This is a genomic window from Catonella massiliensis (assembly GCF_016651435.1).
Taxonomy (GTDB): Bacteria; Bacillota; Clostridia; order Lachnospirales; family Lachnospiraceae; genus Catonella; species Catonella massiliensis.
On record NZ_JAEPRJ010000001.1, the window covers coordinates 741,143 to 764,225 of the forward strand.

A 23,083-nucleotide genomic window follows, 5' to 3' on the forward strand; every position below is an offset into this window, starting at 1 on the left:
TTAAGATGGAAGAGATCGTTATAGACTGTGGAGAGATGGCTACGAAGGCAATGGCTCATTCATATCTTGAAGGGGTTTTCAATCTGGATGAGGATAGTATTACAGACATGGATACGCTTTTGGAGTATCTGCTAGCGGTAGAGGATTCGACTGAGATTACCTTTGAGGATGTGGATTTGCTTGAAATCAATCTTGGTGAGTATGGTCAGGAAATCTTAGACACATTTGAGCAGGCTGAACAGTCGAATGAGAATATTAAACTGATATGATGAAATTATTGGAGAAGTTTTATCCTGATGAGAGGCGAAACTCAGTATATGAAATTGATTTTGACAGTCTTTACAGGAAGGGAATCAGAGGGTTGATATTTGATATAGACAATACTCTTGTTCCTCATGGCGCCTCTGCAACGGAGGGTATAGAAAGGCTTTTCAATGAACTAAAAAGAATGGGCTTTAAGACCTGTCTTCTTTCCAATAATAAATTAGAGAGAGTGAAAAGATTCAATGAAAATATTCGTTCTCTCTATATTTATAAGGCGGGAAAGCCGGGTAAAGCTAATTATATCAAGGCTGTCAGAATGATGGGGACCAATAAAGACAATACCCTCTTCATAGGGGACCAGCTTTTTACAGATATCTGGGGAGCAAAAAAGGCGGGGCTTAAGAATATTTTGCTAAACCCCATAGACAAGCATGAGGAAATACAGATAGTCCTTAAGAGATTTCTTGAAAAAATTGTACTAAAGGCCTATGAAAGGGATAGAAAGGTTTCAGACTGAAATGGATATTACGGGACATACGAGGCTGCTTGCTCTATTTGGCTCGCCTGTAGCACATTCAGGCTCTCCTGCGATGTATAACTATAGTTTTAAGAGGCTTGGGCTTGACTATGTATATGTAGCCATAGACATAGATAAAGCAGGCCTTAAGGAAGCGGTTTCTGCGGCGAGGCTTTATAAGATGCGAGGATTTAATCTCACCATGCCCTGTAAAAATGATGTGATTTCCTACATAGATGAGCTCTCACCGGCAGCAGCTCTTATCGGTGCTGTAAATACTGTAGTTAATGAGGATGGGAGGCTTATTGGTTACAATACTGACGGTGTAGGCTTCATTAAGAACCTTGAAGCACATAAGGTGGCCGTTAAGGGTAAAAAGGTTGTAGTTGCAGGCGCAGGCGGGGCTGCGACAGCGATTATAGTTCAGCTTGCACTTGATGGAGCGGGGACTATTAACATTTTCAATAAAAAAAGCAAGAACTTTGACAGGATGCTTGAAACCATTGAGAAGATAAAAAAGGAAGTCCCGGGAGCTGATATCAATATTTATGATATCGAAGACGCTCCTTTGTTTACGGAAAAGATAAAGGAAGCTGATATCTTTGTAAATGCAACTGTGGTGGGGATGAAGCCGCGTGACGATGAGTCTGTGATTAAGGACTTATCTGTATTTAAGCAGGGACTGGTTGTAGCTGATGTGGTCTACAATCCGTTAGAGACGAGACTATTAAGAGAGGCAAAAGAAGCGGGCTGTAGCTGCATAGATGGGAAAGGTATGTTGTTGTGGCAGGGTGTATATGCTTTTAAGCTTTATACAGGGAAAGATATGCCGGTTGAGGAAGTGAAAAGCATGTTCTTTTAGCAGAAAGGAGAACCGACTATGGATGTAACTGTAAGAAACTTGACTATTGGTGAGGGAAAGCCTAAAATCTGCGTACTTGTTATGGGTAAAAGCAAGGAAGAGGTTCTTAAAGAGGCTAAAAAGGCAGTGGAAAATTCTGCTGATCTTATCGAATGGAGAGCAGACAGGCTTACTGAGAGAGAATTTGACGAGGACTTCCACAATGAAATTCTTTCGGAAATGAGAGAAATAGTTGGAGACATGCCTATAATCTACACCTTTAGAACCTTGCTTGAGGGTGGTAAGGAGATAGAGAATGAGAAGTATAAGGACCTTATTCTTTCAGTTGCCAATGCAGGGATTACCGACCTTATAGATGTTGAAATCTTCTCATTTAAGTTAAAGGCAAGAGATATAATTGATGAAATTCACAGCTTTACAGATGTGAAGGTAATCGGCTCCTATCACGACTTTGAAGGTACTCCTGACACTGCAGAACTTGTATACAGATTATCAGTGATTGACAACTGCAATGCCGATATTCTAAAGATTGCAACCATGCCTCACAAGAAAAAAGATGTAATGAGAATAATGACTGCTACCATTCTTACTTATACAAGACCTAATCCAAAGCCTATCATAAGCATAGCTATGGGAAGCATGGGAAGGGTGACAAGACTTCTTGGAGAATTCACAGGTTCATCTATAACCTTTGCAAGCATAGGCAATGAAAGTGCTCCGGGACAGATGGAAATAAATGAAGTCAGAGAAATCTTAGACAGGTTAGACAAGGTATTATGATGAATATCGTACTGATAGGCTTTATGGGCTCAGGGAAAACCACTGTAGGCAGGGCCCTTAGCGCTAAAAGTGATATGGAGTTTTTGGATACCGATGCACTTATAGAAAGTAAAGAAGACTGTAAGATAAGTACGATATTTACAGAAAAAGGAGAGGCACACTTTAGGGCGCTTGAAAATGCCGCACTTAAAAGTCTTGCTGTAACAAAAGATAAAGTAATATCAACAGGAGGAGGGATAGTCTCGTCTCATAATAACCGTGAGCTGCTAAAAAAAGCCGGCAAGGTAATTTATCTTAGGGTTAGCCCCGAAACTGTAATTAAAAGGCTCGAGGGAGATATTAGCAGACCTTTGCTTATGGGAGAAGACAAGCTAAGCAGGGTGGAAGAATTATTGTCGTTAAGAAGAGCACTTTACGAGAGCACTGCGGATAGAATTATTGACGTAGATGATTTATCTGTTGAAGAAATTGTTGACTCGATTATGAAAGATTTTACTTGACAATAAAAGTACTAAGCTGTATAATAAACAATTGTGACGGAATAATTACGCCATTATTCAGATAGGCCCGGACATCCTATCTAAGTAATACATATTCTTCTGCCATAGTAAAGAAAACGCAGCACATACTCCTTAATGTGCTTTTAACAATATTTTTTGGGAGGAATAACCATGAAGACATTTATGGCTAACCCTAACAGCGTTGAGAAGAAATGGTATGTAATCGATGCTGAGGGACAGACACTTGGACGCCTTGCAACAGAAGTGGCTAACCTTTTAAGAGGTAAGAGAAAGCCTGAATATACACCTTTTGTAGATACCGGCGATTATGTAATCGTTATTAACGCAAAGGGCATTAAAGTAAGCGGTAAGAAGCTTGATCAGAAGATTTACTATCGTCATAGTGATTATGTTGGTGGACTTAAGCAGAAGACTCTTAGGGAAACCCTTAATACAAAGCCAGAAGATGCTATTACTCACGCAGTAAAGGGCATGCTTCCAAACGGAACTCTTGGTAATAAGATGCTCACAAAGCTTCGCGTATATGCTGGTGCTGAATATGCACAGACAGCTCAGAAACCTGAAGTTTATGAGATCAAGAGCAGATACTAATTAGAGTGAAGGGAGGATATTACATTGGCTACTGTTAAATTTTATGGAACCGGAAGAAGAAAAAGCAGTGTTGCAAGAGTATATCTTGTAGCAGGATCAGGTAAGATTGTAGTAAACAAGAGAGATATAGATGACTACTTTAGTCTTGAGACCTTAAAGACTATAGTACGCCAGCCACTTGCTCTTACAGAGACAGTTGAGAAGTTTGACGTACTCGTTACTGTACGTGGTGGCGGTACTACAGGTCAGGCAGGTGCTATCCGTCATGGTATATCAAGAGCTCTTCTTGAGGCAGATGCAGACTATCGTCCATCTCTTAAGAAGGCAGGCTTCCTTACTCGTGATTCAAGAATGAAGGAGAGAAAGAAATACGGACTTAAGAAAGCTCGTAAGGCTCCTCAGTTCTCTAAGAGATAAATTGCCGAACAAACCGTATCAAAACAGGTCAAAAACCCCGGAAAATCAAGGTTTTCCGGGGTTTTGCCGTATAAAATCCTTTGATTCGGTTTGACTTTTTTTGTCCTGATTTATCCGGTTCTGATCCTGTTTTTTGGGTTAAAATTGGGGGAAAACTCGTTTTGGAGGTGGTTTTGAGTTAAAAAATGGGAGGGGGGAAAATTGAGCCCATTTGAGCATGTAAAATGGAGCTGTGAACGGTGCTCGTTTTCCGTGTTTCTTTCTCAGACGGGGCAGGCAAATCCACGCAGATAAACCTGCTGAAGAAGCATATGGATCAGCATAATATCAGGGTGGAAAAGCAATTGTTCAATTACAATTCGGAGGAAAAGCGCCGATTTTTGATCGAAAACCCGATCTCTAGCGGAGGCGAAGGCCTAACCCTGCTTATTTCCACGACCGGCAGCTCCTCAGCTGGAAAAAAGCGTCTGACAGTGGTAATATCTTCGAAATGTTTGCAGCTAGGAAAATGCAGTACACCTTTTTTATAGGCATCTATGAGCATGACTACTGCCGGAAAGTATACGGTCCTTTCAGCATAAAGGCCGTCGTGATGAAGGACGCTGTCCTCGAATATTATTTAAAAAACAGGAGGTAGCACAATATTGATGGATAAACTGAAATGTCTGCTGTATATAGCAAAGCTCAGCTACAAGACAAACGCCACATATAAGCAGTCTAACCTCTTCGGCATAATTGTCAATTCTTTCTGGCTGATAATCCAGATGTACATACTTGTCGCTTTTATCAAACACGGTATTAGCTCATATACCGTACAGCAGGGCGTCGGCTATGTCATTCTCACTGAGGCTCTACTGACTATAACCGGTCTTAGCGGTAGCCTGGGCGGAATAGATATAGATGATCTGATAAAAACGGGTAATATTATTTTTTACCTTACCAATCCCATCGGCCTGATTGGGTACCTTATCGGCATGGAGGTCGGACGCGTGCTGTATTATCTGCTCTGGCGCTTCCTGCCGCTTCTTCTTATTGGAGTGGTTGCGCTGACATGGTATCCTAACGTCACGCCTATGATGCTGTTATACTTTGTTTATTCGATCATTATCGGACTTGTTATCGCCAACGAAATCCAGTTCATTATTGTAATGCTGGCAATAAAAAACAGAACGTCGATGGGAGTGGTAGACCTGATAATGGCGATTGAGCTTTTCTTCTCAGGCGGACTGCTGCCGCTGAACATTTTTCCAGAATGGCTCTACAGGATATCGCTCCATTTACCTTTTTCCTCGCAGATTTATCTGCCTATCTCAATCATCCTCGGAACTGAGGGAAGTATACTGAAGCTGCTTATCCTTGAAACTTTCTGGGCGCTGGCACTATGGCTGGTATCTTATTTCGTTTATGATAAGGAAAGGAAAAAAGTCTATGTTCAGGGAGGTTAAACATAAGATCGGCGTTTGGGTCATGTGCCTAACGATGAGTCTTAAATCACAGTTCCAATACAGGTCGTCCTTCGTTTTGAAATGCTTTGTGATGTTTATAACTTACTTCTGCGAATATATATCGACTTTGTTCCTGATAAGTAAGGTGTCGGATATCAACAAGTGGTCAAAATATGAGATAATGCTGATTTACGGAATGGCTACCGTCGCTTACGCGATGTCTAGGCTGATGTTGTGTGGTATCAACAACATCCCCAGGCAGTTGAAAAACGGTAAGTTTCTTATGAAACTGATACGCCCAGAAAGCGATCTTTTCTGTGCGATGATAGAGGAAATACCTGTTGATCGTTTGGGGCAGGTACTGCTGGGCCTGCTGATCATAATTTACTCGTGTGTCAGGAATTTTAGCAGTACCTCTATCTTCTGGCTGGTTGTATTCCTTGCCACGGGTACCGTGATATACAGCGCGATATTCATCATTACAGCCAGTGTATCCTTCTGGATCATCAATTCGCGGGAGCTGCTTGGGATCTTCACCCACGGAACACTGCGAGCTATAGTTTACCCGATAACTATCTACAGCCGGATCCTGCAAGAAATATTTACATACTTAGTGCCCGTCGCTTTTATCAGCTATTACCCCGCCATAGTCATATTGAATAAGGAGGGTGACCACACTGTCATAAAGCTGGTGATATTCCTTGTAGTTGCTCTGATGTGGGGCATAGCAAAACTTGCATGGACGATGGGAATCAAAAAATATGAAGGAGCAGGAGGCTAATAATGATAAAAATAGACGGATTAACTAAGATATACAATAACAACACAAAAAAAGCGGTAACGGCTGTAGACAATCTGAATCTTGAAATAAAGGACGGTAGCATAGTCGGACTACTCGGGCCTAATGGTGCCGGTAAGTCTACACTGATAAAAATGATACTGGGTGTCATGTACCCTACCAAAGGATTTGTCACAATCGATGGGAAGAACACATTTAACCACCGCAAGCAGCTGATGAATGATATAGGCATAGTTTTCGGCCAGCGGAGCCAGATGTGGTGGGATTTACCAGCTATGGATACCTTCAGTCTTTTGCGCAGGGTCTATAGGGTGGACAAGGATGAATTTGACATGTGGCTTGACGAGATTATAAATGAAATGGACGCGCGCGAAATCGTAAACAAGCCAGTCAGACTGCTCAGCCTTGGCCAGAGGATGCGTTGTGAGATAATAGCCGCTCTGTGCTTCAAGCCTCGGATAATAGTTCTTGACGAACCGACCATCGGTCTGGATATTTCGGTAAAAGAAAAAATCCGCAATTTCCTAGTCTATCTCAACAGGAAGAAAAATGTGACCATTCTACTGACGACCCATGACCTTACCGACGTCGACGCTATCTGCGATAGGGTAATCGTGCTCAACCACGGCAAGGTGCTGTATGACGACACCTCGAGTGAAATAAATGAAAAGAACTCCGGAAAAAACTGTGAGATCGTTTATGCCCCTCACGGCAGAGAAAAAGGAGACTTTCCCTTTGAAGCGGAGACCGTCGATATCAGCAGCAAGAAGATCATTACCTTTAAGGGCGACACCTCAGACGTTATGAAGGCGATCATCTGGTGCAGTCAGCACGGAGACATAGAGGATGTCAATATTACAAAGCCCAAAATAGAGGATATCGTAAAGAACTTTTATTGACAAACGCAATACGCGCTGCCGGGGCGGGTCAATGAATATAAACGGTTCGCTCCGTGAAGCCAGGCAAAAGGAATGCTCAAACATGATCAATTATATTTTCTGGAAAATAACCCACCGTTGCAACCAGCGATGCAGGGTTTGCCACTTGTATGGCGAACACAACCACACAAAGCTGCATAAGGAGCTATCCTATGAACAGAATATAGGCATAATCGATAAGCTTTACGATTATTTCGGCGGCAGGGTGCCGAGGATCAAATTTTCCTGCGGCGAGCCTTTCATTAAGAGATAAGAAACAGCGATTTTTACATCCCGTAAAATTGGGCAAAACCCCGATTTTATGGGATTTTTCTTTGTCTGCGTTTCTTAGCGTTTCGCTCTGATAGTAACACGATAGTAACAAAGTGAGGTGCTAATTTTGGGTGTCTTCCGTTATACGCAAAAACTAAAAAATAACTACTTGAACTACTTATTAACTACTTTGCGACTTTGAAATGCAGAACTGGTGCGACTTTGAGCGACTTTCGGCTTTCAACACTATAACACATATCAATTACCCCACACTTCATCACTGGTATAAGTAACGGGATTTTTTAAAAATTCATTATATGCCTCTTCTGCGATTATTGCGTCATACTCATCTTCAATAGCTTCAAGCGTTGATGATTTTATAACCTGCTCTACGCTTATACCGTGAACTTTTGCGTAGCTTTCAATTAGATGTAATTCATCATCTGTTAAGTTGATTGTAATGATCATATTATTAACCTCACTTTCTAATTTAATAGCATGTAATTATAATATAGTTCGTGTGGTGCAATGTCCATGACATTATAATCTTAAAAACGGTAGTTTATGCCGCTTTGTTTAAGTATTGCGTTAGCCGTATGCCGTGATTTGATTTTTCCATCTACTACAATATTATGGTCATTGATAGGGCTGTGCCATATATCGTGGTCACCTTTACCGTGCCTTATGAAATAACATCCGTAACTTTTTAATATTTCTCTTACTTTCTTTTCATATTCAGCTATTATGCATACACCTCTTCAAGCCGTTCGGATTTGAACAGGATTTTAGCGTGTTCAATAGGCTGATGGTTCAGTTCTAAAAGTTCGGGCGCAATTCGGCGCACACGCTCGATTAATACATCTAGTGAACCGCTTTCAAGTACAAGCCCTATAATATCATCACTGGTAGCAACCCACACATCTGCTTCACTATCCCATAACAGATTAACTGTATAATTCATTTTATACCTCTCTTTCTAATATTCTACTTTTTCACCGTTGGGAAGGACAAAAGAAGTTTGATAAGTACATTCCAATTTATCCGCTATTGCTTTCAAATCGTCAACAGTTAGGGTATTACGCTTTAATTTTTGACTAAAGTTTTGAGGGCTGATATTATTCAGCCTTGCTAACTCTGATAAGCTGATATCTTTCTTAACACATAAGATTTTTATTTGCTCCTCCACACTCATATTATTATAACCTCCTTTTCTATATATGTTTACATTATATATGTAATAATTTATATTGTCAATCAAAAAATTAACAATATAAATAAAAAAGTTTATAAAACCTATTGACAACATAAATAAAATCGTTTATAATATAAACAAGATAAAACAAAACATAAACGAAATCAATATAGTAGGACAAAATTATGGCAAAGAAAAAGCCCCTGGGTTAGTTACCGCCTCCTACTCGATTGCAAAAACGAAGAACTTTGTATATTGCATTTTGATATTAGGCTCCCGGTATCAGTGAAGAATCACAGTCTTCAACATCATAATGATGGAAAGAAAGTCTATCTTGACAAAATACCTCTATATGATTATAATTATGTTCATAATCATATAGATACTAAACTTCAGATACAAGTTACAAAAATAAGGAGGTATGGTTATGGCCACAAAAAATATTTATGTTGCAGAAGCAGATCTACACTTATTTGATGATGCTGCCAAGTACGCCGGAAGTGTTTCTGCCGCTGTGATACAGGCACTTCAGGACTTTCTAAGTGTTCAACGCAACAAAAGCGAAGGATATGACAAGATTGAGTTAAACCTCTATGAAAAAGGGGTAAGAAGAAAGGTAATGTTCTATGGTATGGAGATTACTCGTGTAGAACGTCCGGTAGACGGTGGAATAAGGATTGACACGATTTATAAAACTGCAAAAGGGCAGCTTGCAGTGGCAACCAAGGTTCGCAAGGAGCTTCCGAATTGGGCGAAAGGAAATCCACACGTATGGGAAAACCCGCAGTCTTGGTCACATGATTTTTGGAATCTGGGGGACAGAGTGTTAAACGTATATCCGGACATAGAGAGCCTAAAGGAGAAGGATGCGTATCTTGCTGAGTGCTGCGAATCTTCTCTTTCGGAAAAGCCTTATGAGTTTTTGGATATTTAGATTAGGTATAAATACTAGATTTATAGAACTATAACAAGCAAATAATGAGATAGCTTTGTGTTTATATATCATATGGATTTCAGAGATGATAAGAAACAGCGATTTTTACATCCCGTAAAATTGGGCAAAACCCTGATTTTATGGGATTTTTCTTTGTCTGCGTTTCTTAGCGTTTCTCTTTGATAGTAACACGATAGTAACAAATAGATTTACAGCCTGCTAATCTGGGAGTATAATAAAATTGAAAAACTGGGAGGTATTGTACTATGATAGCTAATTTATTATGGTTTGTTATTTGTGCCATTATATTTCTCGTATTTTTATTTGGTGAATTACTAAAGAAAAATAAATAGTCTGTCAGAAGTAGAGTTATAATGTTTTTCTTGGCTAATGCTGGTGATAATGATTATTAATATAGCTTGACTTTGTATTAGCAAAGGTCTACACTTAAAATAACTAATAACACTACACAAAGGAGAGGCTATGAATATAAACAATGGAGATACAGCATTTATGATGCTAGCAACTTCTATGGTTTGCCTTATGACCCCAGGACTTGCGCTATTTTATGGAGGACTTGCAAGAAAGCGAAATGTACTCTTTATTATGATGCAGTCTTTTATATCAATGGGTATTATTACCCTGATGTGGATATTTGGAGGGTTTAGTCTCGCCTTCGGTGGAGATATAGGTGGAGTTATAGGTAATATTGGCGATTATTTTGCACTTAATAATATTAATTTTTTACCTGATGGAACACAGGTTACAACTATTCCATTTGCTCTTTTCTTTGCATATCAGATGATGTTTTGTGTAATTACAGTGCCCCTTATTAGTGGTGCTTTCGCAGAAAGACTCAATATGAAGGGGTACATTGGTCTTCTTATATTCTGGACATTGCTTGTCTATATCCCTGTAGCACATTGGGTCTGGGGTTCAGGATTTTTATCTAAGCTTGGCTTTGCAGACTTTGCAGGAGGAGCAGTTATACATACAACTGCTGGATTTTCTGCACTTGCCGCGATATATGCACTCGGCAAGAGAAAAATAAAAAATACTTCAATGGCACCTAATAACCTTATGATTGCGACAGTGGGTACCGGGTTACTGTGGTTTGGCTGGTTTGGCTTCAATTCAGGAGGAGCACTAAAAGCAGATAATCTTGCTGCAACAGCATTTCTTAATACTGCAATAGGCCTTGCTGCAGGTATGATGTCCTGGTGTGTATACGCTCTTATAGTTAGAAAAAAGGTAAACTTTGTCGATGTGTTGACAGGTTCTGTTGCAGGTCTTGCGACCATCACGCCTGCCGCAGGATATGTTAATATGGTTTCAGCAGTGATAATCGGTTTAATTGCAGGTGTTATATGTAATATTTCCCTCGGTTTTCAGGAAAAGAACGGCTGGGATGATGCACTTGGAGTATGGGGAGTACACGGAATGGGTGGATTTACAGGAACTATTCTTATAGGAGTATTTGCTGACAGCAATGTAAACACTGTAGTTCCTTCTATTCATCAGTTGCTCGTACAGGCAGGGGGAGCAGTTTTAATAGCTGTATATTCGATGATTGTTACTTTTATAATACTTAAGGTTTATGGAAGTATTACCAATATTAAGCCAAAGGATGAGGATGTGGTTAAGGGACTTGATTCCACACTTCTTGACGAAAAAGCATATGATATTATGTGATAGTACATAATACGCGCGGCTATAACGATGAGTGCGTTTATGATATATAAGACCTGGTTATAAGGTTTTGTGAAAGGAGTACAAATTGTTAGGAGTTATTTTGCTTTACGTTGGTATGGTTCTTATGAGTAACGGTTTTTATCGTTTGGAAGGGATTAAGGACAAGTCAAATGTAGTCATGAATATATTCACTGGCGGACTCGGACTTATATTAAATCTTGCGGTAATCGCTTATGGAGCCATGGTTGGCAAGGATGCATCCTGGTTTTATGCTTCTGCTACAGGTTTGCTCTTTGCATTTACTTACCTCTACACCGCAATCAACACAATTTTTAATTTCGATCAAAGATTGTATGGTTGGTTTAGTTTATTTGTAGCTATCAACTCAATCCCAGCAGGAGTGCTTTGCTTTGTAGGCTATGGTGGGAACTGGATGTATGGTGTAATATGGTGGTTATGGGGGCTTTTATGGTTGACAGCGTTTATTGAAATTAACCTCAAAAAAGATTTGGGTAAGTTTGTTCCATGTCTTGCTATTTTTGAGGGTATTGTGACGGCTTGGATACCGGGATTCCTTATGCTTACTAATCACTGGCCAAATTAAGAATCAAGAAAGGGGACAGTATGCAGTTAACAGAAAGAGAACAGGAAAAAATGATGATTAGCCTTGCGGCTATGATTGCACAGAATCGAAAAGATAAGGGGATTAAACTCAATCACCCTGAAAGTGTTGCACTGATAACTAGTTATATACTTGAAGGTGCAAGAGAAGGAAAAACTGTGGAAGAACTAATGAATGAAGGCGGCAAGGTTCTTACAAGAAAAGATGTGATGGAAGGTATACCTGAAATGATACCTATGATTCAGGTGGAGGCTACATTCGTTGATGGAACCAAGCTTGTTACAATTCATGATCCTATACGCTAAGTGTATGAAAGGATAATGAAAAAATATCATATCACCGGGTTTGATACGGTGGAAAGGAGCAATATGATACCGGGAGAATACAAATCAGCTAAAGAACCTGTCGAGTACAATAAGGGTTATGATGCAATCAAATTAAAAGTTAAAAATGTTGGAGATAGAGCTGTCCAAGTAGGTTCACACTTTCATTTTTATGAGGCAAACGAAGAGGGACTTAAGTTCGATAGAGAAAAGGCATATGGAAAGAGGCTTGATATCGCTGCAGGTACTGCAGTAAGGTTTGAGCCGGGTGAAGAGAGAGAGGTAACGCTCATCGATTTCGGCGGTAAAAGACGTGTATACGGCTTTAATAACAAGGTTAACGGATTTTTGGATATTCAAAAGTAGGAGGAAACAACATGAGTTTTAAAATGGATAGAGAAACCTACAATTCTCTTTACGGACCTACTGTAGGCGACAGCGTGCGTTTGGGAGATACAAACCTTTTCGCAGCTATTGAAAAAGACTATACCATACACGGACAGGAAAGCAAGTTCGGTGGCGGTAAAGTTCTTAGAGATGGAATGGGTGTTAACGCTACAGAATTAAGAAGTGAAAATCCACTTATTGCTGACACCATCATTTCAGGTGTTACAATAATAGATTATACAGGAATAATAAAAGCAGATATAGGTATAAGAGATGGAAAGATTTTATCCATAGGTAAGGGTGGCAATCCTGACATTATGGATGATGTAGACTTTGTTGTAGGCGCAAGCACTGAGGCAATATCCGGAGAAGGCCTGATAGTAACTGCAGGTGGAATTGACCTTCACGTTCACTATATATCACCTGGACTTTCACATGCTGCTCTTGACAACGGTATAACGACCTTGTTTGGAGGTGGTACGGGACCTGCTGACGGCTCAAACTCTGCAACAACATCTCCAGGTAAATACCATATTCACAGAATGCTTGAAGCAGTAGACAGTGAGCCACTAAACTTCGGTATTCTTGCAAAGGGTACAGGTGCGGTTCCTGAAACAATTGCAGAGCAGATAGAGGCTGGAGCAGCGGGAATAAAGACACATGAAGACTGGGGCGCTACCTTTGCGGGTATTGATAATTCTCTTAAAGCTGCGGATAAGTATGATGTACAGTTTGCAGTTCATACCGACTCGTTAAATGAGGGTGGATTTGTCTCAAATACAATAAATGCTTTTGGCGGAAGAACTGTCCACACCTTCCATTCCGAGGGTGCGGGCGGCGGTCATGCACCTGATATAATGGTTGTTGCGGGACATAAGAATGTACTTCCTTCTTCTACCAACCCGACCAACCCATATACAAGAAATGTTATAGATGAGCTTTTTGATATGACAATGGTTTGCCACAACCTTGATCCTAAGGTGCCTGAAGACGTTGCTTTTGCAGAGTCACGTGTCCGTAAGCAGACAGTTGCAGCAGAAGACGTGCTCCACGACTTGGGTGCGATCTCCGTTATGACAAGTGATGCTATGGCTATGGGAAGAGTTGGTGAGGTTGCTATGCGCTGCTGGCAGCTCGCCGACAAAATGAAGGCTCAAAGAGGTCCGCTTGAGGGAGATACAAAGTATAACGATAACAACCGAATCAAGAGATATGTTGCGAAATATACAATAAATCCTGCGATTATGAACGGTATGAGTTCTTATATCGGCTCAGTAGAAGTTGGTAAGTATGCTGACTTGGTTCTCTGGGAGCCTGCAAAGTTTGGTGCAAAGCCTAAGATGGTACTTAAAGCAGGGATGATTACCTATGGTGTAATGGGAGATGCAAGCTCAAGCTTACCTACACCACAGCCTAGATTTATGAGGGATTTATATGGTGCCAGAGGAAAGGCAGTTGGCTCTACCAATATCACCTTCGTATCTAAGTATGCCTATGATCACGGCATTAAAGAAGAATTGCACCTGGATAAAATAGTGTTGCCTGTAATGAATACAAGAAATCTTACAAAGCATGACATGAAACTTAATGACTACACACCAAGCACTATAAAGATAGATCCTCAGAACTTTAATGTTACGATAGACGGACAGCTGATTACTTGTGAAACTGTAGATACTATCGCCCTGGCGCAGAGATACTACTTATTCTAAAGATAAGCCGGGAAATTGCTTCCCGGCTTTTATGTAAGAGGAAATTTCCCTGAAATTCCCTCTTACATAAAAGTTCTACAAAGGATACGATTGTGGCAGATTGAAATCCGATATATTAAAACTTGGCAGTTTAGGAGGTTGAAATGATTTTTACTAAAATATCAGGCAATCTAAAGGATGATGCATCCGTGAAAAGCAAGCATATTGAGACAGCAATGGTAAAAAGCGATGATTTGTCAAAGGTGATTCTAAGAGTTAAATCAGACCATGGCAATGAGTTTGGAATTAGGCTAAGTGATGACGAAAAGCTTGAGAATGGCTCGTATTTTATAATTGATGAAGGTCACATACTTGCTCTTTCTGTTATTCCTGAGGAGATGATAATAATTGCTCCAAAGGATATAAATGACATGGGTATCATTGCACATACTTTGGGCAACCTTCATAAGCCTGTACAGGTAAGGGATGGTAAGATTTCTCTTTTATATGATCCTGTTGTTGAAGTAAATCTTAAAAAGATGGGTACCCCATTCTGCATTGAAAAAGTTCAGCTTGAGGAAGCACTTCATTATGCAAACCTTAGTTCAGATGGAGCTCATAAGCACGAAGGCGAGGGACATAAGGAACATCCTCATACACATTAAGAGAAATTTTAAGTCATAGAAGCGGAGAGATTATGGGGAGAAAATCAAAAACACTAGATTTATTTCAAATCTGTGATTCGACTTTTCCGATAGGAAGTTTTAATCACTCGTTTGGTATGGAGAATTATCTGTCAGACGGAAGGATTAAGAAGGCCGATGATTTTAATATTTGGATAAAGAACTTTTTTGAGTCGCAGTTTACCTATGGAGAGGGGCTCCTTGTACTGCTATCACTAGAAGCCTTGAGCCTTAATAAGCTTAATCTGTTAAAAGATTATGATAGAATACTCACAATATCCACCCTTGCAAAGGAAACGAGAAACGGTACCAAACTGATAGGCAAACAGATGCTTCGCTTGATAGAAGGAATCCACGGGAACATACCAGGACTTGAGAGGTATATGAAGTGGATTGCAGAGGGTGAGTCCTATGGGAATCCTGCTGTGGTGTTCTCAATTTTTGCACATTCTATTGGAATATTTAAAGAAGATGCATTTTTATATTATGGCTACAGTATAGCCTCAACCCTTATACAAAATGCCGTCAGAGCGATACCGCTAGGTCAAAGAGAGGGGCAGGTTATTCTTAGAAATATAAATGAAATGTTATCGGATTTATATGAAACTGCAAAGGAACTGTCGGTTGATGATCTTGGTGCAAATGCACCTGGTATAGAAATGGCACAGATAAGGCATGAAAGACAGGAAGCAAGGCTTTTTATGTCTTGACCGGGGAGAGCTTTAGATGTCTTAACTGTAATCTTTATATGAAGGAGGAACAGATGAAAAGAGCTGTAAGGATAGGAGTAGGTGGACCGGTAGGTTCAGGAAAGACACTTCTTATTGAGAGACTTACCCGTAGAATGGCTAACGACTATAATATCGGGGTTATCACAAATGATATATACACCAAGGAAGACGCAGAGTTTATGGTGAAAAACTCCGTTTTGTCAGAAGACAGAATAATAGGAGTAGAAACAGGCGGATGCCCTCATACTGCAATCAGAGAGGATGCTTCAATGAATATGGCGGCCATTGAAGAACTCGAGGAAAGATTTCATAATGAACTTGATTTGATTTTTTTGGAAAGCGGCGGTGACAATTTGGCGGCAACCTTTAGCCCGGAGCTGGTTGACTTTTCCATTTATATAATTGACGTTGCAGAGGGAGAGAAGATACCTAGAAAAGCAGGACAAGGTATGATAAAGTCAGATCTGTTTATAATAAATAAAATCGATTTGGCTCCTTATGTTGGTGCAAATCTTGATAGGATGAGAAGTGACTCTGAAAAGTTTCGTTCAAAGGGAACATTCCTATTTACTAATCTAAAGACTGATGAAGGTCTTGATGAGGTAATAAAATGGATAAAGAAGGACGTGCTTTTAGAGGATCTTTAGTATATGTACTTAAAATCATTGTTAACTTATGGAAAGTGGGGAATGATGAAAAAAGAAGAATATGACGGGATTACCAAGCTCCACTTCAAGCTTAGAGATGGAAGAAACTATTTAGACAAGGGGTACAGAAGTGGAAACTCAAGAATTTCTGCTATGCTTCCAAGAACTGACCTTATTCCGCTATACTTTCTGGTTTCTACCGGTGGAGGTTTCCTTGAAGGAGAGAGTTATTACAGCGAGGTTTTGCTTGATGATTATTGCCGCGCAATATTAACGACACAGACTCCCAGCTACATCTACAAGTGTGAAAACGGACAGGAAACAACACAGTTAAACGAAATAACAGTAGGAGAAGACGGCTTTTTGGAGTACTATATAGATGAGGTCATTCCTTATGAAAACTCTGTTTTTAAACAGGATACCAAGATACATCTTAAAAAAGGAGCAGGTCTTATTCTGACAGATGGTATTACATCTGGCTGGTCAAAGGATGAAAAGCTGTTTTCTTATAATAGGGTAAAACTAAGGACAAAAGTCTATAGGGAAAATAGACTTTGCTTTAATGACTACCTTGTTTTTGAACCGGGGAAAATGCCAATTAATGAGCTTGGGTTTATGGAAGGATATAAGAATTTTAATTCCTTACTTGTAATTGATGATGATTATAACAAAAACTGGATAGACCTCATTTACAGTGAACTTGAAAATGAATATAGAGGAACTGATTCTAATGAAGAGACCTCAATTTTTGGGATTTCGGAAATTGAAGAAGGTGGCTTTATACTAAGAATTATGGGCGATAGTTTGCACGAAAACAGTAAGTTGCTTTATAGAGCTATTGACTTTTATAGAGAGCAGTTAAAAGGACTCAAACCTCTAAACTTACGCAAAAAACAATATTAAATAATAAAGGGGGAAAATATGCATATTCCGGATAATTATCTAAGTCCACTATCTTGTGCCGTAACAGCAGGTGTTGCTGCACCGGTTCTTGCTTATTCTGTAAAGAAGGTTAAGGAGGCAGTAAGAGATAATAGAGAGATGGCTCCTATGCTTGGAGTTGCATCTTCATTATCGTTTTTGATGATGATGTTCAATGTTCCGGTACCCGGAGGTACAACGGCGCACGCTGTAGGCTCGGTTTTGTTGGCTATTCTTATGGGACCGTACGCTGCGTCAATATCTGTTTCAGTCGCTTTAATATTACAGGCCTTTCTCTTTGGAGATGGAGGAATACTGGCACTGGGAGCCAACATCCTTAATATGGCTATAATTATGCCATTTGCTGGTTATGCTATATATAGATTTTTTCAAAAAAGAAATCTTGAGACCATAGGTGTTATTATTTCTTCTTATGTGGGACTTAATTTAGCGGCTTTAGCTACTGCTATAGAGCTGGGAATTCAGCCGATACTATTTAACGATGGTGGTGTTGCGCTTTATAATCCTTACGGACTATCTGTCACCATTCCTGCAATGATGTTTACTCACTTGGCTGTTGCCGGCTTTGTTGAAGCATTTTTTACACTTGTCATTTTTAAGTTTGTTAAAAGGATATCACCTGAAAAAATTCAGGGTCCTGTTATGGAAGATAAAAAACAGGGTCACTCCATTGTGACTAAGCTTAGATATTTTATTATTTTTCTTTTGATACTTACACCACTTGGTCTTCTTGCAGAAGGTACTGCATTTGGAGAGTGGTCAAATGAGGAGCTTCTTGAGATCTTGAATAAGACAAACCCTGGAGCCCTCTTACCTAAAGGTTTGGAAAGAGGTTTTGAGTTTAATTCGATATTCCCGGATTATACTATCCCTAATACTAATCTTTCGATAGGATATATACTATCTGCAGTTACTGCGATTTTGATCTTCTTTATACTGGGTAAGATAATACAGACAGTTATACAGAGCAAATCGAAAACAAATGTATAGCGGCTATTCTCATTATTGATAAAAGGAAGTGCTGATGAAAGAGGATTTATTTAAGCAAGAGACATACAAGGAGGAAGAGTTTTATCTTCCTCTTTTCTTAAAAAAAAATGAATGTAGTGACTTTGAGTTTAAGAAATCTTCAATGTTTCTTGGCAAGAACTTAAACACATTGTCTAAGATGTTGGATAAAATTAGATTCACGCGTAATGAAGCTAGTGAAAAAAACTCTCCTTATATTAGGTTACTGGAATTTATGATATTAACAATTGTTATTTCGCTCAGTAAAAACCTAATATTTTTATGGATAACCTCCTTGTTTTTCCTATCAAAGCTGGCTTTATTTAAGGGGAGTACCATTATATCGGTTGTTAAAAGACTCTTCATTTTATGTCTTCTCTCGTTTGTATTTATTTTGCCGGGAGTTATATTTGCTAACAATGTGAATCCTTCACTATTCTTATTTCGTGTGGGTGTAAATTTGTTGAACTTATCGATATTTTCAGCATCTACTCCATTTCCTTCGCTTGTGAAAGCACTCAGACAGCTAGGGATGCCAATGTTGTTTGTACAAACTATGGATATATGCTATAAGTATATATATGTACTTGGCAATGTAACAGTTAGCATAATTGAAGCGGTTAAACTAAGATGTATAGGAATGAAGGAAGACAAAAGACTGGTTGGAGCAATTATAGGGCAGTTATACCTAAGTACTGATCGATATACCAGAGAGCTTTATGAGGCGATGGTTTTACGAGGTTATAATTTGAATAACTTAAGAAAAAAAAGATTATCTTTTAACCGCTATGATTTATTATCTGTGCTTAGGACTGTTGTCTTGTTGATGATTTTCATTGTATTAAAATAAATTGACTCGGAGGGCGTAGTGATATCAATACATAAGGGTGAGTATTTTTATAGTGATGGCATAGGAGTTTCAAACATTAATCTGGATATCAAAGAGGGTGAGTCTGCCTGCATCATGGGGCCAAATGGTGCCGGTAAGTCTACCTTGCTTAAAATATTAGTGGGGCTATACCCACTCTCTGCTGGAGAATATCTTTATAAGGGTATAAAAGTTGATGCGGCACTTATAAAGGATAGAAAAAAGATAGCAAATATTTATAAAAGCATAGGACTTGTATTTCAAAATAGTGATATTCAGCTGTTTAATAACTCAGTACGAGATGAACTTGCCTTTGGTCCGGAGCAAATGGGACTATCAGATGAGGAAGTAAAGGAGAGGGTAGATGAAATACTAAGACTATTAAAAATTGAACATCTACAGGATAGAATACCATATCATCTTTCAGGTGGGGAAAAAAAGCTTGTAGCAATCGGCTCGGTGCTAACGATGAATCCTGATGTATACATTTTTGATGAGCCTTTTAACGGTCTTTCGCCAAGTTATAGAGAGCTGATTCTTAAACTTATGAAGAGCCTTAAGGACAGCGGGAAAACCATAATTATCTCAAGCCATCATTTTAATCAGTTAAAAGATATTGCAGATAAAATATTTGTATTTTCTAAGGAGCATACTATAGACAGGTCTATTATGAGGGATGAGTGGAGCAAATTTCCTAGTTTTACGGAATTTTTTGATAATCTATAAAATGATATGGACGTCAAAAGTATTATTCTAACTGATAATGACTTTTAATTATTCGTTGTTAAAACAACATAATTTTATTGTATCTTGCATTATCCTTATAGTATAATAACGAAGAGGAGGACGATACAATGTCAAAGAAAATAGATTTAAATAAAACAGTATATGAACTGGTTAGTGAATATCCGGAGTTAACAGATATAATGTACAATCTTGGCTTTACTGAGATTACCAAAAAGGCGATGTTAAACTCTGTAGGAAGAATCACTACCATACCAAAGGGCGCCAAGATGAAGGGTATATCAATGATGGATATAGTCTCTGCCCTTATGTCAAATGGCTTTGAACTTGTAGGTGAGATGCCTGCTATGGCAGGTAAAAAGGAGTCAGCAAAGCCTGCTGATACTGTGGAAAAGGCTGAAGGAGCAGTTAAGACGGAAGAGGAGGCAAAGGCAGCTAAAGAGAATAAGACCGGTGAGGAGACAAAGCCTGAAAGCCGTACAGAACAGTTAAAGGGATACTTAAAGAGACTTGGAGCAGGAGAGGACCTTGAAAGTGTAAGAGCTGACTTTGCTAAAAACTTCGCCTCAGTAGAGGCCTCTGAGATAATGAGGGCTGAGCAGGAGCTTATCAAGGAGGGAACCCCTATAACAGAGATGCAAAAGCTTTGTGATATTCATTCAGCACTTTTTCATGGAGCAACCACCGAAGAAAAGATTGCCAATGCAGAGAAGGCGGTTGAGGCTTCCCTTATGAAAGAAAGAATTGCTGCTGAGCTTGCTAAGCGTGATTCCTTCCCTAAAAAAGACTATTCAGACAAACACGAGAGAGCGGCGGCGCTTACACAGACAGTTGGACATCCTCTCTATACATTTACTAAGGAAAATGACGCTCTTACTGTACTTTTAGAGGAGTTTAAGAAAAACAGAAGTGAAGAGATATTTAATAAGATAAGGGAGATTTCCATCCACTATGCCAAGAAGGGTGATCTTCTATATCCTCATCTTAAGGTAAAATACGGAGTTTCAGGGCCTTCAGCAGTTATGTGGACAGTGGATGATGAGATCCGTGACGAGCTGGGAAGCCTGGCAAAGGTAACTGAGCATAGTCCTGAATGGAATGTGCATCTGGATGAAGTATTAAAGCGTGCTGAAGAAATGATATATAAGGAGCAGAACATCCTCTTCCCTATCTGCGCGGTTAATTTTACCACTGAAGAGTGGTATGGAATTTATCGTGATTCTAAGGACTATGCTGAATGTCTTGGGGTTAAGAATGAGCGTTGGGAAGAAGCAGAGAATGCAAAGGTTGCGGCAAAGCCACAGGTAGAAGGAGAGATAGTTATGCCTGGAGGACATATGACTGTTCCTCAGCTCACCGCCCTTCTAAATACTATTCCTGTTGAAATTACCTTTATAGATGAGAATGATATCAACCGTTACTTCAATGAAGGACCTAAGGTATTTAAGCGCCCTGGTATGGCGATTGACAGAGAAGTATACTCCTGCCATCCACCTAAGATAGAGCCAATGGTTCGATCAATCTTAGATGACTTTAAGAGTGGAGCAAGGGACCAGGTTCAGATCTGGATGGAAAAGGGTGGACGTACCATGCTGGTATCCTACATTGCTGTCAGGGATAGCTCAGGTAAATATGTAGGAACTACAGAAGTAGTACAGGATATGGAATTTGCAAAAGAGCATTTTCAGAAGTAATAGATAAAAGAAATAACAAAGGGTTGCCACATTGGAAAGATGACTAGCTGTCTAGCTTTAATGTGGTAACCCTATTATTTATGTATGTAAATAAACCAAAATATTAATTATAATTTGCACCAGGTTAAGTTTCGTGCAGGATAAATTCATTTTTCTTAAAGGAAATGAGGCCATCCTTTTGCATCTTGCTAAGCTCATTTGACAAAGCACTGCGGTCTACACCCAGATAGTCTGCAAGCTGCTGGCGGTCAAAAGGAATGGTAAAATGTGTGTTGCTATTTACCATTGCCTGCTCGGATAGGTAGGAGAGCAGTTTGTCACGTATGGATTTTGGAGCAGTGTGCATCATCCTTGAGGAGAGGTTAAGGCTTTTCATAGCAGAGATACGAAGGAGATTGTGTATCAGCCTCTGATGGAAGGAACAGCCACTGGTACAGGTAGTGAGTAACTTTGTCAGATTAAGAAAGAGAATCTCACAAGGCTCTGCTGCTACAACATCACAGAGAAGTTCTTTGCCCGGGATGGCAGCGTAGTTTTCAGCAAATATCATTCCCGTTTCTACATGGCCGAAGATATTGCTGTTTCCCCAGTAGAAATTGACCACTATATTTACACTCCCTGACTGAACAAGGCCTATTTCACTCACGGCACTGCCTGCCCTGAATATGATTTCGTTCTTTTGATAAGTCTTTTCTCTTGCACCTAGGCAGGAAAGCAGGTGCTCTATCTCATCTTCTCTTACTCCATGGAATAAGGGGGTATTTGTAAGAAATAAATAATTCATAAAAACCTCTTTTTAGTTGTCTATACAACGTATTTTATGTTATAATTATAGTAAGTTGTAGTGATAAAGTCAACTAAAAGACACCGAAGGGAGAATATACATATGAGTTTGTTTTTAGGTCCAATTCATTATTGGTTGTATGACAAGATTAGAAATCAGGAGGATCTTACTGAAAAAGTAGCGGTAGAGGCAAAAGAGCATGGATGGATAGAGGATTCCAAGGAATATACCAAAGTGCTTCCAAAGCTTGATGAGGTGATTGATGAAAGCAATATACATGGCTGGCTTCAGTCACAGATTATAGACGCAGAAAGCCGTTTTGCAAGGCTTATTACTGATGTCTTAGCTAAAGGAGCTGACTTTAACGAACTTAGTAAACTTGCTTTTGACTTTGGCAAGGAGAATAAGGCAGGTTCGTTAAATGGAGTAGAGGATATATACCAATACTTTGAAGATTTCTTTGTAAATGGCATGCCTTGTGACCATGTTAATCAGGTAACAGGAAGGACAGATACAGAGCTGTCTTGGGAAATGATTCAGGATATTCACGCACAGTATTGGGTAGACGGTGATGTGGAGAATTATTACAGACTTCGTAAGGCGGTGATGGACGGTATGCTTGATGGTAGTGAATGTGAAGTAAAAATGAGTGACCCATATCATTATGAGATACGAATAACTGTATAAATGACAAGATGAAGAACTTATTGCAAACAGGTTTACAAATGAGCCTTGGACGAGGAAAATTAAACAAG

The 23,083-nt window shown here is 39.5% G+C and carries 31 protein-coding genes; 26 read left to right on the forward strand and 5 right to left on the reverse strand.

Annotated features, from left to right (window positions below):
• The first annotated feature begins 5 nt into the window (after positions 1-5).
• The 11 genes from JJN12_RS03220 to JJN12_RS03270 all read left to right on the forward strand — a co-directional run bounded on the left by JJN12_RS03220 (position 6) and on the right by JJN12_RS03270 (position 7,387).
• The gene (locus tag JJN12_RS03220) at positions 6-269 is read left to right on the forward strand and encodes a barstar family protein (RefSeq protein WP_208428348.1); all 264 of its coding nucleotides are present in this window, start codon (positions 6-8) and stop codon (positions 267-269) included.
• Entirely contained in the window at positions 266-781 is a 516-nt protein-coding gene (locus JJN12_RS03225) for a YqeG family HAD IIIA-type phosphatase (RefSeq protein WP_208428349.1), read from the forward strand. Before JJN12_RS03220 ends, JJN12_RS03225 begins: the two co-directional genes overlap by 4 nt.
• Complete coding sequence (locus JJN12_RS03230; protein ID WP_236013673.1) at positions 753-1,643, forward strand: shikimate dehydrogenase; 891 nt, start codon at positions 753-755, stop codon at positions 1,641-1,643. The genes JJN12_RS03225 and JJN12_RS03230 overlap by 29 nt, the downstream gene beginning before the upstream one ends.
• 18 nt (positions 1,644-1,661) lie before the next feature.
• Positions 1,662-2,423 carry a type I 3-dehydroquinate dehydratase gene (gene aroD, locus JJN12_RS03235; protein ID WP_208428350.1) on the forward strand — a complete coding sequence of 254 codons (762 nt, stop codon included), beginning with the start codon at positions 1,662-1,664 and terminating at the stop codon, positions 2,421-2,423.
• Complete coding sequence (locus JJN12_RS03240; protein ID WP_208428351.1) at positions 2,420-2,923, forward strand: shikimate kinase; 504 nt, start codon at positions 2,420-2,422, stop codon at positions 2,921-2,923. The genes aroD and JJN12_RS03240 overlap by 4 nt, the downstream gene beginning before the upstream one ends.
• Positions 2,924-3,094: 171 nt before the next feature.
• A complete protein-coding gene (gene rplM / locus JJN12_RS03245; RefSeq protein ID WP_208428352.1) occupies positions 3,095-3,535 on the forward strand; it encodes a 50S ribosomal protein L13 in 441 nt (146 codons plus the stop codon).
• Between the two features lie 24 nt (positions 3,536-3,559).
• On the forward strand, positions 3,560-3,952 hold the full coding sequence (rpsI, locus tag JJN12_RS03250; RefSeq protein ID WP_208428353.1) for a 30S ribosomal protein S9: 393 nt from the start codon (positions 3,560-3,562) through the stop codon (positions 3,950-3,952).
• A 647-nt stretch (positions 3,953-4,599) separates the two neighbouring features.
• Positions 4,600-5,397 carry an ABC transporter permease gene (locus JJN12_RS03255; RefSeq protein WP_236013834.1) on the forward strand — a complete coding sequence of 266 codons (798 nt, stop codon included), beginning with the start codon at positions 4,600-4,602 and terminating at the stop codon, positions 5,395-5,397.
• Entirely contained in the window at positions 5,381-6,178 is a 798-nt protein-coding gene (locus tag JJN12_RS03260; RefSeq protein ID WP_208428355.1) for an ABC transporter permease, read from the forward strand. Before JJN12_RS03255 ends, JJN12_RS03260 begins: the two co-directional genes overlap by 17 nt.
• 2 nt (positions 6,179-6,180) lie before the next feature.
• Positions 6,181-7,095, forward strand: coding sequence for an ABC transporter ATP-binding protein (locus JJN12_RS03265; RefSeq protein WP_208428356.1), 915 nt, complete (start codon positions 6,181-6,183; stop codon positions 7,093-7,095).
• 31 nt (positions 7,096-7,126) lie between these two features.
• On the forward strand, positions 7,127-7,387 hold the full coding sequence (locus JJN12_RS03270; protein WP_208428357.1) for a hypothetical protein: 261 nt from the start codon (positions 7,127-7,129) through the stop codon (positions 7,385-7,387).
• 257 nt (positions 7,388-7,644) lie between these two features.
• Here the strand turns inward: JJN12_RS03270 and relB are convergent, their stop codons facing one another.
• The 4 genes from relB to JJN12_RS03290 form a co-directional block, all read right to left on the reverse strand.
• On the reverse strand, positions 7,645-7,854 hold the full coding sequence (gene relB, locus JJN12_RS03275; protein WP_208428358.1) for a type II toxin-antitoxin system RelB family antitoxin: 210 nt from the start codon (positions 7,852-7,854) through the stop codon (positions 7,645-7,647).
• A gap of 80 nt (positions 7,855-7,934) precedes the next feature.
• Positions 7,935-8,132, reverse strand: coding sequence for a type II toxin-antitoxin system HicA family toxin (locus JJN12_RS14695; protein ID WP_328706812.1), 198 nt, complete (start codon positions 8,130-8,132; stop codon positions 7,935-7,937).
• The gene (locus JJN12_RS03285; protein WP_208428359.1) at positions 8,129-8,347 is read right to left on the reverse strand and encodes a DUF1902 domain-containing protein; all 219 of its coding nucleotides are present in this window, start codon (positions 8,345-8,347) and stop codon (positions 8,129-8,131) included. The genes JJN12_RS14695 and JJN12_RS03285 overlap by 4 nt, the downstream gene beginning before the upstream one ends.
• A 15-nt stretch (positions 8,348-8,362) precedes the next feature.
• Positions 8,363-8,578: a helix-turn-helix domain-containing protein gene (locus JJN12_RS03290; protein WP_208428360.1), complete on the reverse strand. Its 216-nt coding sequence runs from the start codon at positions 8,576-8,578 to the stop codon at positions 8,363-8,365.
• Between the two features lie 427 nt (positions 8,579-9,005).
• Here JJN12_RS03290 and JJN12_RS03295 point away from each other — a divergent pair, with 427 nt between their 5' ends.
• From JJN12_RS03295 to JJN12_RS03360, 14 genes are all read left to right on the forward strand, one after another.
• On the forward strand, positions 9,006-9,512 hold the full coding sequence (locus tag JJN12_RS03295; protein WP_183684651.1) for an EXLDI protein: 507 nt from the start codon (positions 9,006-9,008) through the stop codon (positions 9,510-9,512).
• 483 nt (positions 9,513-9,995) lie between these two features.
• The gene (locus JJN12_RS03300) at positions 9,996-11,204 is read left to right on the forward strand and encodes an ammonium transporter (protein WP_208428361.1); all 1,209 of its coding nucleotides are present in this window, start codon (positions 9,996-9,998) and stop codon (positions 11,202-11,204) included.
• 85 nt (positions 11,205-11,289) lie between these two features.
• The gene (locus tag JJN12_RS03305) at positions 11,290-11,808 is read left to right on the forward strand and encodes an AmiS/UreI family transporter (protein WP_208428362.1); all 519 of its coding nucleotides are present in this window, start codon (positions 11,290-11,292) and stop codon (positions 11,806-11,808) included.
• Between the two features lie 20 nt (positions 11,809-11,828).
• Positions 11,829-12,131: an urease subunit gamma gene (locus JJN12_RS03310; RefSeq protein WP_208428363.1), complete on the forward strand. Its 303-nt coding sequence runs from the start codon at positions 11,829-11,831 to the stop codon at positions 12,129-12,131.
• Between the two features lie 15 nt (positions 12,132-12,146).
• The gene (locus tag JJN12_RS03315; protein ID WP_331466902.1) at positions 12,147-12,515 is read left to right on the forward strand and encodes an urease subunit beta; all 369 of its coding nucleotides are present in this window, start codon (positions 12,147-12,149) and stop codon (positions 12,513-12,515) included.
• Positions 12,516-12,526: 11 nt separating this feature from the next.
• On the forward strand, positions 12,527-14,248 hold the full coding sequence (gene ureC / locus JJN12_RS03320) for an urease subunit alpha (RefSeq protein ID WP_208428364.1): 1,722 nt from the start codon (positions 12,527-12,529) through the stop codon (positions 14,246-14,248).
• A gap of 143 nt (positions 14,249-14,391) precedes the next feature.
• Positions 14,392-14,892: an urease accessory protein UreE gene (locus tag JJN12_RS03325; RefSeq protein WP_208428365.1), complete on the forward strand. Its 501-nt coding sequence runs from the start codon at positions 14,392-14,394 to the stop codon at positions 14,890-14,892.
• A gap of 32 nt (positions 14,893-14,924) precedes the next feature.
• Positions 14,925-15,620, forward strand: coding sequence for an urease accessory protein UreF (locus JJN12_RS03330; RefSeq protein WP_208428366.1), 696 nt, complete (start codon positions 14,925-14,927; stop codon positions 15,618-15,620).
• 53 nt (positions 15,621-15,673) lie between these two features.
• Positions 15,674-16,288 carry an urease accessory protein UreG gene (gene ureG, locus JJN12_RS03335; protein WP_208428367.1) on the forward strand — a complete coding sequence of 205 codons (615 nt, stop codon included), beginning with the start codon at positions 15,674-15,676 and terminating at the stop codon, positions 16,286-16,288.
• A 42-nt stretch (positions 16,289-16,330) separates the two neighbouring features.
• Positions 16,331-17,191: an urease accessory protein UreD gene (locus tag JJN12_RS03340; RefSeq protein ID WP_236013674.1), complete on the forward strand. Its 861-nt coding sequence runs from the start codon at positions 16,331-16,333 to the stop codon at positions 17,189-17,191.
• Between the two features lie 18 nt (positions 17,192-17,209).
• A complete protein-coding gene (gene cbiM, locus JJN12_RS03345; RefSeq protein WP_208428368.1) occupies positions 17,210-18,220 on the forward strand; it encodes a cobalt transporter CbiM in 1,011 nt (336 codons plus the stop codon).
• Between the two features lie 34 nt (positions 18,221-18,254).
• Positions 18,255-19,088, forward strand: a complete 834-nt coding sequence (locus JJN12_RS03350) for an energy-coupling factor transporter transmembrane component T (RefSeq protein ID WP_208428369.1) — start codon at positions 18,255-18,257, stop codon at positions 19,086-19,088.
• A gap of 18 nt (positions 19,089-19,106) precedes the next feature.
• Positions 19,107-19,832 carry an energy-coupling factor ABC transporter ATP-binding protein gene (locus tag JJN12_RS03355; protein WP_208428370.1) on the forward strand — a complete coding sequence of 242 codons (726 nt, stop codon included), beginning with the start codon at positions 19,107-19,109 and terminating at the stop codon, positions 19,830-19,832.
• Positions 19,833-19,960: 128 nt separating this feature from the next.
• Entirely contained in the window at positions 19,961-21,544 is a 1,584-nt protein-coding gene (locus tag JJN12_RS03360; RefSeq protein ID WP_208428371.1) for a DUF438 domain-containing protein, read from the forward strand.
• A 124-nt stretch (positions 21,545-21,668) separates the two neighbouring features.
• Here the strand turns inward: JJN12_RS03360 and JJN12_RS03365 are convergent, their stop codons facing one another.
• Positions 21,669-22,328 (reverse strand): Crp/Fnr family transcriptional regulator, encoded by a 660-nt coding sequence (locus JJN12_RS03365; RefSeq protein ID WP_208428372.1) that lies wholly within the window; start codon positions 22,326-22,328, stop codon positions 21,669-21,671.
• 102 nt (positions 22,329-22,430) lie between these two features.
• Here JJN12_RS03365 and JJN12_RS03370 point away from each other — a divergent pair, with 102 nt between their 5' ends.
• Positions 22,431-23,015, forward strand: coding sequence for a hypothetical protein (locus JJN12_RS03370; protein ID WP_208428373.1), 585 nt, complete (start codon positions 22,431-22,433; stop codon positions 23,013-23,015).
• The last annotated feature ends 68 nt before the right edge of the window (positions 23,016-23,083 follow it).